The following is a 13814-nucleotide window of genomic DNA, read 5'->3' on the forward strand; positions in this document are numbered from 1 at the left end:
CCTAGGTGAGGTTCTTGAGGGCCTGGTTCTGCCAGGCGGTGTTGGTGGGGAGCTCGGGGGCGCTGCCGGCGAACGCCCCGCGGGCCTGGAGGTCGCCCTGGAGGCGGTACTTCAGCCAGGCGGTCACGTAGCCGAGGAAGCCCCCGCCGGAGTTCTGGATGTCGTTGTGTCCCGCGCCCTTGAGCAGCGCCCTGCCCGCTCCGGCGGTGGCCTGGTCGTAGTAGCCCTGTACGGTCCCGGCCGAGGAGATCAGCCAGTCGTCCGCGCCGCTGAGGAAGAGCACCGGGCAGGTCAGGGCGGCGGCGGAGAACTCGTCTCCTGGGCTCGCCATCCACTGGGCGGGTACGGCGATCGGCACGACGGTCTTGATCAGCCCGGCGGAGTGGTTGGCCGCGTTGATGGATCCGCCCGCGCCCTGGGAGTGGCCGACGGCGGCGACCTGGGCGGTGTCCAGCTTGCCGTGGAAGACGCTGGCCGGGTCGCCCCCGAGTCCGACGAGGTGCTGGGCGGCGGCGAGGATCTCGGCGCCGGTGCCCGTGGTGGTGTCGGTGGAGGCGACCACCGCGAAGCCCCACGAGGCGAGGTGGTTGAGCAGGCCCGGGTAGTTGTCCGGGGTGGCCCACGAGCCGTTGCCCCAGGTGACGATCGGGTGGGTGACGCCGCCCGAGCCCAGGTTCTGCGGATAGTAGAGCCGGTGGCCGCCCGAGGTGCCGGTGGCGACCGGCCACGGACCCGTCGCCTTGTAGGTCGTCTCGATGGTGGAGGCGGCGCCGGCCTCGGTGGTCCACGACAGGAAGCCGGCCGACATGAGGCCGAGCGCCCCTGCCCGCAACGCCTGCCGACGGGTGAAGTTCTCCATGGTCACCTCGATGATTATTTGGAGACGTGAACGTCTCCTAAGAGAGGGAAGTACGATCGGTGAGCGATGTCAAGAGATGAACAGAAGGAAGTTCCAGCGGCCCGGCCACTCCCCAGAGGGCGCCACGGACTCTCCCCCGACACAGTGCGCAGCTCCCAGCGGGACCGCCTCGTGGAGGCCATGCTGAGGCTCGTCGCGAGACGCGGCTACGCGGCCACGAGCGTCCCGGACGTGATCGCCGCCGCGCGGGTGTCGCGCAACGCCTTCTACGCCCAGTTCGCCGACAAGGAGGCGTGTTTCCTCGCGGGATGCGAGCGCGACCTGCCCGACATGATCGACACGATCTACGCGGCCGCGTCGGGGGCGGGCGACGGATGGCGGGAAGAGCTCTGGCTGGGGACGACCGCCTACCTGCGCTGGTGGCAGGAGCGCCCGGAGTACGCGCAGGCGTACTTCGTGGAGTTGCCGAGGGCGGGTGAGCGGGCCGTCGAGCAGCGCGACGCCGCCTACCGGCCCTTCCTCGACATGTTCGGGGCACTGGCCGCGCGGGCCAGGCTGGAGGATCCCGCGCTGCCTCCGCTGCGCGCCGCGGTGCCCCGCCTGATCGTCTACGGGACCACCGAGTACATCGCCGCGGAGGTGCGTGAAGGCCGCGTCGCCACGTTGACGTCGTCGGCCGGCGACCTCTACCACTTCGCGGTCGCCCTGCTGGCCGGCCCCGATCACGGCATCGAGACCACCCCTTCCGCCTGAACCAGCCAGCCCTCGGGGAAACACCCCTCCGCCGCCATGTGGGCGACGGCGGCCAGCAGGCCGCCGTTGCCCGGCAGGTAGAGGGGCAGCAGGCCGGGCCACTGATGGTTGTGGCCGCTGGCCAGATAGGTGTTCTTCGGCACGTCCAGCAGCAGCGCGTCCACGGCGGTGCCGGGCTCGCCGAGCCTGGCCGCGCACATGGCGAGCATCGGGTAGTCCCAGCCCCAGGTGCTCTCCAGGTCCCAGTCGGCGAGCACGTCGTGCAGCGTGGCCCGCATGGTCTCCGGGTCGATCAGCGGGGTGGGCGGCACGAACCCGAGCGCGCCGGTCATCGAGGGGTGGTCGGTCCTGATCGTGTACGGCTCCACCCCGATGGCCGCGTACACGCCGTCGCGCACCGCCGGCCGGGCCAGGCCGTCCAGGACCCGCGCCCACTCCGGGTCGGGACCGAGGCCGAGCAGCCCCCGCCACCGCTGGGCCGTCTCCAGCCCCCACCACCAGTAGGCCAGCTCGAACGTGGGATCGCGCACCGACCGCCGCGACTCGTGATAGGACTCCTGCGCCGGGACCAGCGGCGGCCCCAGATGCCCGTCACCGGCGAAGGAGGCCATGAACTCGGCCGTCTCGAACACCAGGTCCCGGTAGTCCTCCAGCGCCCCCGGGCGGACCCGGCGGAGCAGCTCGGCGAAGTAGATCAGGTGCGGCTGCTGCCAGACGATGAACGCGCCGATCTCGCTCGGGCTCTCCCTGCCCTCCGGCCCCACCTGCTTGGGCCAGCGGGCGCCGCGGAACCCCTGCCGCGCGGCCGTGGCCCTGGCCCGCGGCAGGATCGAGCGGTACCACGGCAGGCTCCGCTCCAGCAGCTCGGGCCTGCCCCACAGGGCGAAGTGGGCGGCGTGCCACCAGTGCATCTCCAGGTGGAACTTGCCGCTCCAGGAGTTGACGGCCAGCCCGGTCTCCTGCGGCGGGGTGGTCCCCGCACAGTTGACCGCGGTGAGGTACTGCGAGAGCACGACCCGGCGTTCGAGCTCGGGCGCCCGCGGGTCGGTGCTGCCCTCGAAGCTCACCGCTCCCCCGCTCGTCCAGAACCGCTCCCAGTGGGCGGCGGCGGCCGTACGGACCTGGGAGAAGGACGGGAGGGCGGCGCCGACGGGCTCGCGGGCGAACTCGACGACGAGTTCCAGCTCGTCGCCCTGGATGAGGTACACGTGATCGGCGGGCGACGTGAGCTCCGCCGGTCCCGTCCACTCGGCCGCCACGTGGTAGCGGTCCTGGTCCAGGACGCGGGTGAAGTCGCAGCGCGAGCCACGCCGGATGTACGTGGTGGTGTGCCGGTCGGGTTTGTCCCAGTCGGCGGTGGTGTGCCAGCCGTCACTGGCGTAGGGGAAGGCGATCCTGATCCCCGCCCCGCCCACCACGCGGACGGCCAGCAGATCCCGCTCGGGGTGGCAGACCGTCTCCACCTCGTACGGCAGGCCGCCCAGCTCGAAGGAGCTGGACAGCGTGCCGGTCCACAGGTCGAGGGTCTGCGCCGACCGGCCGAGCGGGGCCGCCTCGTCGGCGTCGAGGCCGATCCGGCCCAGATGCAGGCGGTGCGGGTTCACGTGCAGCCAGCCGCCCGCCTGGGTGGCCGGGTAGAGGTCCGGGTAGCCGACGCCGTCGTAGTCGGTGAAGGCGTCCTCCAGCACGTGCCCCTCGGGGTTCGGCATCGTGTGCCAGCCCCACTGCGCCTGCGTGCCCAGCGGCGCGAAGGTCTGCAGCCCGGTGGCGTCGGCGGTGAAGGCGAACTCCCCGTTGCCGACGGTGAGCGGGCACCCGGCGTCGGCGACGGTGTGCCGGCGCACGAGTGCCCTCCTGTCCACGCTCACGCACACCCCGGCGTGCCGGAGGCGCGCTGCTGGCGCATGGCGGTCACGTCGCCCGCGACGTCCGACTGGGCCATCGGGCCGAGATCGAGCACGACGTCGGTGAAGGCGAGCGACGCCTTGCGCATCACCGGCAGGTCGATCGCCTCGGGGCCGAACTGCGGCGAGAACAGCGTCTTGGGCGCGGCGATGGGCGCGATGACGGGCAGCAGGTGCTGGTTGTACGGCGTGCCCTCGCCGCCGAAGCTGCAGTGGTGCGGCACCGTGGCGAGGTCGGCCGCCGACAGGCCCTTGAGGATCGCGGTGCGCCGCACGTCCCAGTACTGGATGTGGCCCTTGACCAGCTCGCGCAGCGGCGTGCTCTCGCTGACGGGGACCCACAGCAGCTCGGTGAGGGTGGGGCTGGCGACGAGCTGCTTGCCCGGCAGGCCGTTCGGCCTGGCGACCGCGTCGTAGCGCTTGGCGCCGAGGTGTTCGAGCACGACGACGGAGGAGACCTTGCCCTGGTCGTACTCGGCGTCGAGCTGGGCGGCGAGCTGGCCGGCGCCGCCCTCGCGCACGTCCGGACCGGTCAGGTGCTGGTAGAGGTGGCCGGTCACGAACGCGAACTGCACGGTACGCGGACGGCACTCCACCGGCAGCGACGACAGATAACGGGCCATCTCGATCATGGTGAGCGGGCCGTTGTCCCACACCGCGCTCATGCCGTCGGTGTGGCTCTCCACGACGATCTTCTGGTCGCTCCCGCCGGGAAGCGTCGCGAACAGGGTACGGGTCGTCGTCGGCGTCCAGGCGGCGTTCACGGTCAGCGCGCCCTGGACCGGCTGCCCGGCGGCCAGCGCGGCCTTGATCTGCTTGCCCTGGTCGGCGCCGACGTACGCGCCCGGCACGCCGTACGGCAGGCCCTCGTAGGGCGCGTACATGTCCTTGATCTGGGCGTGCGGGAGCTGGCTGATCTCGATCACGCCCAGCGCGCCCGCGGCGGCGGCCGCCTTGAGGTCGGCGTCGGCCGCGGCCGGGGCCTCCATCGACTCCGAGCCGAGCAGGTTGATCGTGAGCCCCGGGTCGTACATGGAGTAGCCGAGCGTGGGCGGATAGAACAGCAGGTTGGGCACGTTGGTCCACGGCAGGTCGCGGACGACGATCTTCCCGGCGGCGTTGGCCGCGGTGATGTTGGTCCCGGCGGCCAGGTGGACGAGCGGCGCCGACACGCCGCCCGCGCCGGTCGAGGAGGAGAACGGCACGGGCACCGCGACCTGTACGGCCGCGCCGCCGACGGTCAGGCCGGTGCCGAGGTTGTCCCAGCGGTCGATGGTGTAGGGCTGGGAGGAGAGCTGAAGGCCGGGGATGGCCGCCATCTCGTCCTCCAGCCAGTCGACGTAGCCGGCGTGCGCGGCGGAGCCGGTCGGCCGGGGGCCGAACGCCGCCTGCTGCCCGGCCAGGGTGCTCAGGCGGGCCTCGGAGGCGAACGCGGCGGGATCGACCCTGACCGGGCAGACCGCCGGGGCGGCAGCCTGGGCTAGGGCCGGTTGCGCGGGCGCGACCAGCGGGAGGAGAAGGGCGAGGAGAGCGAGTCGTCTCACGTGGGGGGTCCTTCCATCGAATCGTTTTAATACATGGCCCGCGACAGTCCCCCGAGGTGCGGCCGGTTTCTCAGAGGCGAGGCGGTCCCGTGGTTCCGCGGACGATCAGCGTCGGCGACACCGACGAGGTCACCGATCGCGCGCGTCCCTCGATGCGTTCGAGGAGCAGGCGGGCGGCGGTCGCGCCGATCACCTGTCCGTCCTGGTCGACGCTGGTGAGCGAGATGCGCTTGAGCGAGGCGATGCCGATGTTGTCGTACCCGGCGACGGAGAGGTCCTCCGGCACCGACAGGCCCGCCTCGTCGGCGGCGCGCAGCACGCCGAGCGCCGCGATGTCGGCCCCGGCGAAGATCGCGGTGGGCCGGTCGTCGCGCGCGAGCAGTTCCCGCGCGCCCTCGAAGCCGCCCTCCTCGGTGAAGGAGGTGGCCAGTACGTCGTCGTCGAGCCCGTGGGCGCGCATCGCCTGGCGGTAGCCTTCGGCGCGCACCGTGTGCGGCAGTCCCTGGGCGCGGGCCCGCTCCAGGTGGGTGATGTGCGCGATCCGGGTGTGCCCGAGCCCGACCAGGTGGTCGACCACGAGCCTTGCGCCCATCACGTCGTCGTCCACGACCGAGTCGTAGGCCGCGGCGCCGCCGTGCCTGCCCACCACGACGGCCGGGATGGCCGTCGCGATGGCGGCGAGCTCGGCGTCGGTCATGACCGGCGAGATCAGGATGAGCCCGTCCATGCTCCGGTCGATCATGGCGTCGGTCATCCGGGCCTGCGTCTTGGGCTCGATCCCGCCGGGTCCGAGCAGCACCTGGTACTCGGTGTCGCCCAGCCGGCCGGTGACGCCCTCGATGATGTCGGGGAAGAACGGGTTGCGGGTGTCGGAGAGCATGACGCCGAGGGTGTAGGTGCGTCCGCGCAGGGCCCGGGCCGCGGCGTGCGGGCGGTAGCCCAGCTCGTCGATGGCCTGTGACACCTTGGCCTGCATCTCCGCGCTCACGCCGTAGGCCCCGCGGACCACCTTCGACACGGCGGCCGTGGAAACCCCGGCCCGCCTGGCCACGTCGGCGATCGTCACCCGTCCGCTCGTCACACGCCATCCTTTTGGGTTCTCGTAGAACGAACTACACACATTGCCGAGAGCAGAGGCTAGCCCGTCGATGCTCCTCGGGTCCACCCCTTGACGGACCTTTCTACCATGCCGTAGAACGTTCTACACAATTCTCCCCTCATGAACAGGAGCACGGGCGTGAGAGCACCATCTCGTCCGCTCGGCGCGGCGATCGGCGCCGTCCTCGCCCTGTCCCTCTCCGGCTGCGGGTCCTCCGCCCCGGAGGGGACCGGTCAGGTGAAACTGACCATCTGGCACAACAGCGCGGACCCGGCGCCGCTGCTGGAGATGTACAAGAAGTTCGAGAAGCAGTCCGGCCACAAGGTCGAGCTCGTGTCGATCCCGTCCGACGGCTTCGAGGACACCACCCAGACCAAGTGGGCCACCGGCGACCGCCCGGACGTCCTGGAGTACCACGCGACGACGAGCGGCCTGCTGGCCCTCAACCCGGCCGAGAACCTGCGCGACCTGACCGGCGAGGCGTACATCGCCAGGTCCGGCGACCTCTACAAGTCCGCCGGGTCCGTCAACGGCAAGGTCTACGCCGCCATCACCGGCTTCCCCCAGGTCTTCGGCCTCTACTACAACAAGAAGGTCTTCACCGCGGCCGGTCTGACCCCGCCCGCGAACTTCACCGAACTCGCCGCCGCCTGCCCCAAGCTCAAGGCCGCCGGGGTCACCCCGGTCTTCGAGTCGGGCGGCTCGATCTGGCCGGTGCAGATCCTGCCCATCCTCTACCTCGCCGGCGCCAACCAGGGCAACGCGTACGGCAAGGCCATCGCGGGCCACAGCAGCACGCTGGCCGACGCGGGCTCGCCCTTCGTCTCCGGCCTGACCGCCTACGCCAAGCTGAAGGCCGACGGCTGTTTCAACAAGGACATCGTCACCGCCAAGTTCGAGGACTCCATGAAGTCCCTCGTGACCGGCAAGGCCGCCATGGTCGCCCAGCACTCCGACATGCTCCCGGCCCTGCTCGCGGCCGCGGGCGGCGACCAGAAGACCGTCGACGACGCCGTCGGCTTCGTCGGCCTGTCCAGCGACAAGCCCCTCGTGACGTACGCGCCCGGCCCGATCGGCACGTTCTACCTGCCCAAAACCGGTGACGCGGCGCGCGAGAAGGCCTCGCTCGACTTCGTGCGCTTCATGACCGGCCCGGCCTACGCCGAGTACATCGCCGCGTCCAAGACCTTCCCCGTGCTCAAGGACGTGCCCGACCCGCAGGGCGTCTCGTCCGTGCTGCAGGACGTCAAGAAGGCGTACGACACCGGCGCGGTCATCGCCTTCAACTCCGACATCCCGGGCATGGGCGGGCTGGCCCAGCTCATGTCCGAGCTGATCGCCGGGCAGAAGGACCCGCAGAAGGCGGCGACCCAGCTGCAGGGCCAGGTCGAGCAGGCGGCCAAGGCGGCGGGACTGCCCGGATGGTGATCCGGAACAGGGCGGCCTGGCTGCCGTGGGCCCTGCCCGCCATCGTGCTGGTCACGGTCTTCTTCGTCGCCCCGTTCCTGCTCAACGTCCGGTTCGCGTTCTCCTCCTGGACGAGCTTCCGGGCCGAGATCACCTGGAACGGGCTGGAGAACATCCGCACGCTGATCGACCAGGACCTGCTGGCCAACGCGGTCACCGTGACCGTGCTGTACGCGATCCTGTGCATGGCGATCCAGAACACGGTCAGCCTCTCGCTGGCCCTGGCCCTCCAGCGGACCAGCAGGATCAACACCGTCTTCCGTTCGGCGTTCTTCCTGCCGACGCTCATCTCGCCGCTGGCCGCCGGGTACATCTGGCGCGGGCTGCTGGCCCCCGACGGCGCGGTCAACTCCTTCCTCGGCATCGAATGGGCGTGGCTGGGCGAACCGTCCACCGCGCTGGTGGTGGTCGCGTTCATCGACGCCTGGAAGTGGAGCGGGCTGATCACCCTCGTCTACATCGCGGGCCTCAACTCCATCCCGAAGTCGTTGCTGGAGTCGGCGACCGTCGACGGGGCCGGCCCGTGGACCCGGCTGCGGCGGGTGGTGTTCCCGCTGCTCGCCCCGGCGCTGACCTTCAACGTGGCGGTCACGCTGGTGGGCGCGCTCAGCGCGTACGACGTGATCGCCGCCACCACCGGCGGCGGGCCCGGCGACCACACGCGGGCCCTGAACGTGGTGATGCGCCAGCAGTGGGGTCAGGGCTTCTTCGGCTCGGCCAGCGCGCTGGGGTTCACCGTGACGCTGCTGGTGATCGCCACCGCCGTGCCCCTCGTGTGGTGGCTGCGGCGCAGGGAGGTGACGGGATGAGAGCGGTCCTGAAGTACGCGGCGCTGACGCTCTTCGCGATCCCGTGGGTGCTCGTGCCCGTCTGGCTCGTGGTCGTCAACTCCTTCAAGCCCGCGGGCGAGGCCGCCGAGCTGGGCCTCGGCCTGCCCAGGACGTGGGCGATCGCCGAGAACTACGGCATCGTGCTCGACCGGGGCGGCTACGTGATGGGGCTGGTCAACAGCCTCAAGGTGACCGTGCCGATCGTGGTGGCCGTGGTGCTCCTCGGCGCGGCGGCGGCGTGGGCGTTCGGGCGCAGCCGGTCGCGGTGGTTGCAGGCGGCCTACTTCGTGATGGGGTTGTCGATCCTGCTGCCGCCGTCGATCATCCCGACGGTCTACCTGCTGCGCGCCCTGTCGCTGGACGGCGGCTCGCTCGGCTACGTGCTGACGATGACCGGCTGCCGCCTGGGCATCGTGATCTTCCTGGCGACCGGGTTCGTGCGCTCGTTCCCCCGCGACCTGGAGGACGCCGCGGCCATCGACGGCGCCTCCCGTCCGCAGGTCTTCGTCCGCGTCCTGCTGCCCCTGCTGCGGCCGGTGTTGTTCGTCGGCGGCGTGATCCTGATCATCAACGTCTGGAACGACTTCTTCTTCGCCCTCTTCCTGCTCCAGGGCAGCGACAACGCCACGCTGCCGCTGAGCCTGTTCCAGTTCGCCTCCGGCACCCTGCAGAGCCTGAACTGGAACCTCGTCTTCGCCCACGTCCTGCTCACCACGCTGCCCCTCGTGGCGGTGTACGTCGTCGCGCAGAAGCGCGTCCTGGCCGGTCTTACGGAAGGTGCACTCAAGGGATGACCACTCACGACATCGCGCTCGACTGGGTCAGGCGCGAGATCAAGGAGGGGCGGCTGCCGTGCGCGGTGTTCGGCGCCGCCACCTCCGACGGTATCCAGGTGCTGGAGGCGTTCGGCGAGCACGACGGCCGCGGGACGAGGACCGACGACCACTTCGCGCTGTTCTCGGTGACCAAGCCGCTGGTGGGCCTGGCCGCCCTGCGCCAGGTCGAGCGCGGCCTGCTGTCGCTGCGCCGCCCGCTGCGGGACGTCCTGCCCCACTTCGCGCGGCCCGACGTGACGCTCTGGCACCTGCTCACCCACACCAGCGGCATCGCCGAGCAGACGCTGACGCCCGACGACCTGGTGGAGCACCTTCTCACCGCGCCGTCGATGTTCGAGGCGGGCACGCTCAGCCACTACTCCAACCTGGCCTTCGCCGGGATCGCGGAGATGGTCCGCGACGTCACCGGCCGCGACGTGGCCGAGGTGATCGACGCCGACCTGAACACGCTGGTGCCGGGCGGCGGGCGGATCACGTTCGACCCGGCGTGCGACGCGGCCGAGGTCCACGGCCTCGACCTGCTCGGCCCCGGCTTCGACTTCGACAAGTTCGTACGACTGCGCCACCCCGCGGGTGCGCTGTTCTCCCGTGCCGAGGACCTCCTCGCGCTGGGCGGCGCGCTGCTGCGCGGCGACCGCCGACTGATCCACCCGACCACCCTGGCCGCCATGACGACCCCGCAGACGACGGGCCTGGTCAAGCTGCAACCCGACCCGGTCAACGCCGGGCAGGACTGGGGACTCACCTGGAACCTGCGCCACTCGGCCCCCGGGCTGCTCGAACGCCGGCTGTACGGCCACGGCGGCGCCTCGGGCTGCCAGTGGTGGATGTACCCGGAGCAGGACGCGTGCTTCGTGCTGCTGATCAACGTGATGGCGCCGAGCCTGTCCGGCGTCGACGTGGACGGCCTGCACAACGCCTTCACCACCGGGCTAGATGCGTGAACCGGGATTCGGGGGTACGGGTCTCGGGCGCGCAGACGCCCTACATCCGTTCGGCTCCAAGCGGGGTGCGGGCGGGCCTGACGTGCGGTCTCGTGGATCCGGTGGGCGTGGACGAGCCGTCGCCCCGGTTGTCGTGGGACGCCCGGCTGCCCGGTGAGGCCACCGTGGTGGTCCGCGCGGACGGGCGCGAGGTGTGGCGGTCGTCCGCGCCCGCCGGCTCGTACGGCGTGGACGTGCCGGACGATCGGCTGGCGCCGCTGACGCCGTACACGTGGAGTGTGGAAGGGCACGCGACCGGCGCGTTCACCACGGGCCTGCGGGCGCGCGGCGCGTGGGAGGCCCCCTGGCTGGCCGGCGACCCCAGGGCGGCGGTGAGCCTGCGCGGGTCGTTCACCTGGGATCCCGCCGCCGGGCGCGCCTGGCTGGCCGCGACCGCGCTGGGCGTCTACCGGGCGCTGCTCAACGGCGTACGACTGGGCGAGGAGGAGCTGGCCCCCGGCTGGACCGACTACGCCCACCGCACGCGCTACCGGCTGCTGGAGCTGACGGACCTGCTGGTCCCCGGCGAGAACGAGCTGGAGCTGTGGCTCGCCCCCGGCTGGTACGCCGGACACGTCGCCGGCGGCGGCCCCCACCGCTACGGCGACCGGCCGGCCGCCAGCGCCCAGGTGCTCGTACGGGACGACGACGGGATCCGCCGCACGTTCGCCACGGACGCGGCCTGGACCCGGCGGGATCTCGGCCGCCCGCGCGCCGACCTGGTGATGGGCGAGACCGTCCAGGCCCCTTCCCAGGAGGCCGGGCCCGCCGTGGAGGTCCCGGCTCCGGAGATCGTGGTCGAGGCCGACCCCGCTCCCCCGGTACGGGTGATCGGCACGGCGCCCGCCGTGACCGTGACCGAACCCGAGCCGGGCGTCCAGGTGGCCGACTTCGGCCGGAACGTCGTCGGGCGCGTACGGCTGCGCGTCGACGCGCCGGGCCCCGTACGGATCGAGGTGCGGCACGGGGAGGAGCTGACCGCGACCGGGCGGCTCTACACCGACAACCTGCGCAGCGCGGACCAGCGTGACGAGTTCGTCCTCGGCCCCGGCCCGCACGTCGTGGAGCCCGCGTTCACCCTGCACGGGTTCCGCTACGCGGAGATCACCGGCTGGCCCGGCCCGCTGACGCCGGACGACCTGGAGGCGGTGCTGCTGTCCTCCGCGCTCGCCGTCACCGGCTCGCTGACCGTGAGCGACCCCGCCGTACGGCAGCTCGTCGCCAACATCGGCGCGTCGGCGGACGGCAACCTGGTGAGCGTGCCGACCGACTGCCCCCAGCGTGACGAGCGGACCGGCTGGACGGCCGACATCTCGGTGTTCGGCTCGACGCTCAGCTTCCTGCGGCACACGCAGGCGTTCCTGTCCGGCTGGGTGACGACGCTGATCGACGGGCAGCGCGCCGACGGCGCGGTCCCGCACGTCGCGCCGGTCCTGCCCGAGTACGGATACGACTCCCCCGTCTGGTCCGACGCGCTGGTCGAGGTGCCGTGGCTGCTGTGGCGGCGCTACGGCGACGACCGCACGCTGCGCCGCGCGTACGAACCGATGCGGCGGTGGGCCGACTACTGCCTGGCCCAGGCCGAGGACGGCCTCAGGCCGGGAAGGGCCCTGGGCGACTGGCTGGCCCCCGGCACGGTCGAGACGCCCAAGAGCCTCATCGCCACCGCCGCCCTCGCCCGCAGCCTGCGCCTGATCTCGTACGCGGCCGACGTGCTCGGCGAGCCGCACGCGCCGGAGTACGGCGAGGCGTTCACCCGCGTGTCGGGCGCCTTCCAGCGGGCCTTCCTCAACGGGCCGAGGCTGCACACCGAGACGCAGACCGGCTACGCCGTCGCCCTGGCCTGGGACCTGGTCCCGCCCGAGGACCGGGCCGCGTCGGCGCAGGCGCTGGCCGAACTGGTCCGCGCCGACGGGCACCGGCTCATGACGGGCTTCGTCGGCACGCCCCTGCTGCTGCCCGTGTTGTCGGAGACCGGCCACCACGACCTGGCGTGCCGGATCTTCAACCAGGAGGGCTATCCGTCCTGGCGCTACCAGCTCCGCGCCGGGGCGACGACCATGTGGGAGCGCTGGGACGCCTGGCACCACCGGCACGGTCTGCAGACCCCGGCCATGAACTCCTTCAACCACTACGCCTACGGCTGCGTGGGCGACTGGCTGTTCCGGCACGTCGCGGGCCTCGGCGACGACCCGCGCGGCACGGGAGGCGGCTTCGGCGAGCTGCTGCTGCGTCCCGGGCCGGTCCCGCTGCTGCGCCAGGCGCACGCCCGCTACGAGAGCGCGTCCGGGGCCGTCGAGTCGGGCTGGCGGGCCGGGCCCGACGGGGTCCAGTTCACCTTCGCCGTCCCGGAGGGCGTGACCGCCCGCGCGGTGCTGCCCGTACGCGGCGCGTGGGACGGGATGACCGTCAACGGCACGTTCCTGATGGGCCTCAGCGAGCAGTTGCCGACCACCAGGCTGGCCGACGGGGGCTGCGCGCTGAACCTGCCGCCGGGCCGCTGGTCGTTCACGGCCCCCGCGGCGGCCACGGCCCACCTGCTCCAGGAATGGGACGACCTGGGCTAGCGAGCCTTAGCGCAGCGAGCCGGCCTCCGGGCTGTGGTCGACGCGGTGGGTCGTCAGACGGTCGGGGCTGGGCCAGCGTACGCCGTGGGCCCAGCCCGCCCGCTCGAACCAGCGGATCAGCCGCGCGCTGGGGTCGAACTGGCCCTTGAGCACGCCGTGGCGGGCGCAGGTCGGCTCCACGTGGTGCCAGTTGTGCCAGCCTTCGCCGAGCGTCAGCATCGCCACCCACCACACGTTGGACGAACGGTCCCGCGTACGGAACGGGCGGTCGCCGAAGGTGTGCGCGATCGAGTTGACCGACCAGGTGACGTGGTGCACCACGGCGTAGCGGACCAGGCCGCCCCACAGGAACGCGCTCCACGCGCCCGACCACGACATCGACCACAGCCCGCCGGCCGCCGCCGGAAGCGCGAACGACAGCAGGACGACCGCCGGGTAGGCGGCGTCGAAACGTCGCACGTCCGGGTCGGCCAGCAGGTCCGGCACCCAGTGGCGGCGGCTGGAGCGGTGACGGGCCGTGTAGAACCAGCCGATGTGGGCGTGCAGCATGCCGCGCAGCAGGGCCGGGCCGGTGTCTCCGTAGCGCCACGGCGAGTGGGGGTCGCCCTCGCGGTCGGCGTACTTGTGGTGGCGGCGGTGCTCGGCGCACCACAACATGAGAGGCCCCTCGACGGCCATGCCGCCGGCCAGCATGAGCGCGATCCGCAGCGCCCGGTTGGCCTTGAACGCGCGGTGGGTGAAGAGGCGGTGGTAGCCGATGGCGATCCCGAAGATGCTCACCAGGTACATCACGACCGCGACGACCAGGTCGCGGGGGCCGATGCCCCACCCCCAGGCGGCCGGCACCGCGAGAGCCAGCAGCAACACCGGCAGGACGACCAGCACGACCAGGTACGCGGCGCGGCGGCCGGTGGTGACCGTCACCGTCTCCGCCGTGCCGGGCTGCGGCATGGGTGACGTCACGTTTTCCTC

The 13814-nt window shown here is 72.0% G+C and carries 11 protein-coding genes; 6 read left to right on the forward strand and 5 right to left on the reverse strand.

What is annotated here, in order from left to right; genetic code table 11:
* Nucleotide 1: 1 nt before the first annotated feature.
* Nucleotides 2–859, reverse strand: coding sequence for an alpha/beta hydrolase (locus DMB42_RS49015; RefSeq protein WP_125648012.1), 858 nt, complete (start codon nt 857–859; stop codon nt 2–4).
* A gap of 180 nt (nt 860–1039) precedes the next feature.
* Between DMB42_RS49015 and DMB42_RS49020 the strand changes: the two genes are divergently transcribed.
* On the forward strand, nt 1040–1612 hold the full coding sequence (locus DMB42_RS49020) for a TetR/AcrR family transcriptional regulator (RefSeq protein WP_185845271.1): 573 nt from the start codon (nt 1040–1042) through the stop codon (nt 1610–1612).
* On the opposite strand, the gene DMB42_RS49025 is transcribed toward DMB42_RS49020, so the two are convergent.
* From DMB42_RS49025 to DMB42_RS49035, 3 genes are all read right to left on the reverse strand, one after another.
* The gene (locus DMB42_RS49025; RefSeq protein WP_221762708.1) at nt 1582–3456 is read right to left on the reverse strand and encodes a hypothetical protein; all 1875 of its coding nucleotides are present in this window, start codon (nt 3454–3456) and stop codon (nt 1582–1584) included. The two genes, DMB42_RS49020 and DMB42_RS49025, sit on opposite strands and share 31 nt — an antisense overlap.
* 20 nt (nt 3457–3476) lie before the next feature.
* A complete protein-coding gene (locus DMB42_RS49030; RefSeq protein ID WP_125647935.1) occupies nt 3477–5060 on the reverse strand; it encodes a hypothetical protein in 1584 nt (527 codons plus the stop codon).
* Nucleotides 5061–5130: 70 nt separating this feature from the next.
* Nucleotides 5131–6141 carry a LacI family DNA-binding transcriptional regulator gene (locus DMB42_RS49035; protein ID WP_125647938.1) on the reverse strand — a complete coding sequence of 337 codons (1011 nt, stop codon included), beginning with the start codon at nt 6139–6141 and terminating at the stop codon, nt 5131–5133.
* Nucleotides 6142–6297: 156 nt separating this feature from the next.
* Between DMB42_RS49035 and DMB42_RS49040 the strand changes: the two genes are divergently transcribed.
* The 5 genes from DMB42_RS49040 to DMB42_RS49060 are packed head-to-tail and all read left to right on the forward strand — an operon-like array spanning nt 6298 to nt 12842.
* Nucleotides 6298–7587 (forward strand): ABC transporter substrate-binding protein, encoded by a 1290-nt coding sequence (locus tag DMB42_RS49040; protein ID WP_125647941.1) that lies wholly within the window; start codon nt 6298–6300, stop codon nt 7585–7587.
* Nucleotides 7581–8435, forward strand: a complete 855-nt coding sequence (locus tag DMB42_RS49045) for a carbohydrate ABC transporter permease (RefSeq protein ID WP_125647944.1) — start codon at nt 7581–7583, stop codon at nt 8433–8435. The genes DMB42_RS49040 and DMB42_RS49045 overlap by 7 nt, the downstream gene beginning before the upstream one ends.
* Nucleotides 8432–9250, forward strand: coding sequence for a carbohydrate ABC transporter permease (locus DMB42_RS49050; RefSeq protein WP_125647947.1), 819 nt, complete (start codon nt 8432–8434; stop codon nt 9248–9250). The genes DMB42_RS49045 and DMB42_RS49050 overlap by 4 nt, the downstream gene beginning before the upstream one ends.
* A complete protein-coding gene (locus tag DMB42_RS49055; protein WP_125647949.1) occupies nt 9247–10236 on the forward strand; it encodes a serine hydrolase in 990 nt (329 codons plus the stop codon). The genes DMB42_RS49050 and DMB42_RS49055 overlap by 4 nt, the downstream gene beginning before the upstream one ends.
* Nucleotides 10233–12842, forward strand: a complete 2610-nt coding sequence (locus DMB42_RS49060) for an alpha-L-rhamnosidase (RefSeq protein ID WP_185845272.1) — start codon at nt 10233–10235, stop codon at nt 12840–12842. The genes DMB42_RS49055 and DMB42_RS49060 overlap by 4 nt, the downstream gene beginning before the upstream one ends.
* A gap of 6 nt (nt 12843–12848) precedes the next feature.
* Here DMB42_RS49060 and DMB42_RS49065 read toward each other — a convergent pair whose 3' ends face one another.
* Nucleotides 12849–13805, reverse strand: coding sequence for an acyl-CoA desaturase (locus DMB42_RS49065; RefSeq protein WP_125647955.1), 957 nt, complete (start codon nt 13803–13805; stop codon nt 12849–12851).
* Nucleotides 13806–13814 lie beyond the last annotated feature (9 nt).

This window comes from Nonomuraea sp. WAC 01424 (assembly GCF_003947315.1).
Taxonomy (GTDB): Bacteria; Actinomycetota; Actinomycetes; order Streptosporangiales; family Streptosporangiaceae; genus Nonomuraea; species Nonomuraea spiralis.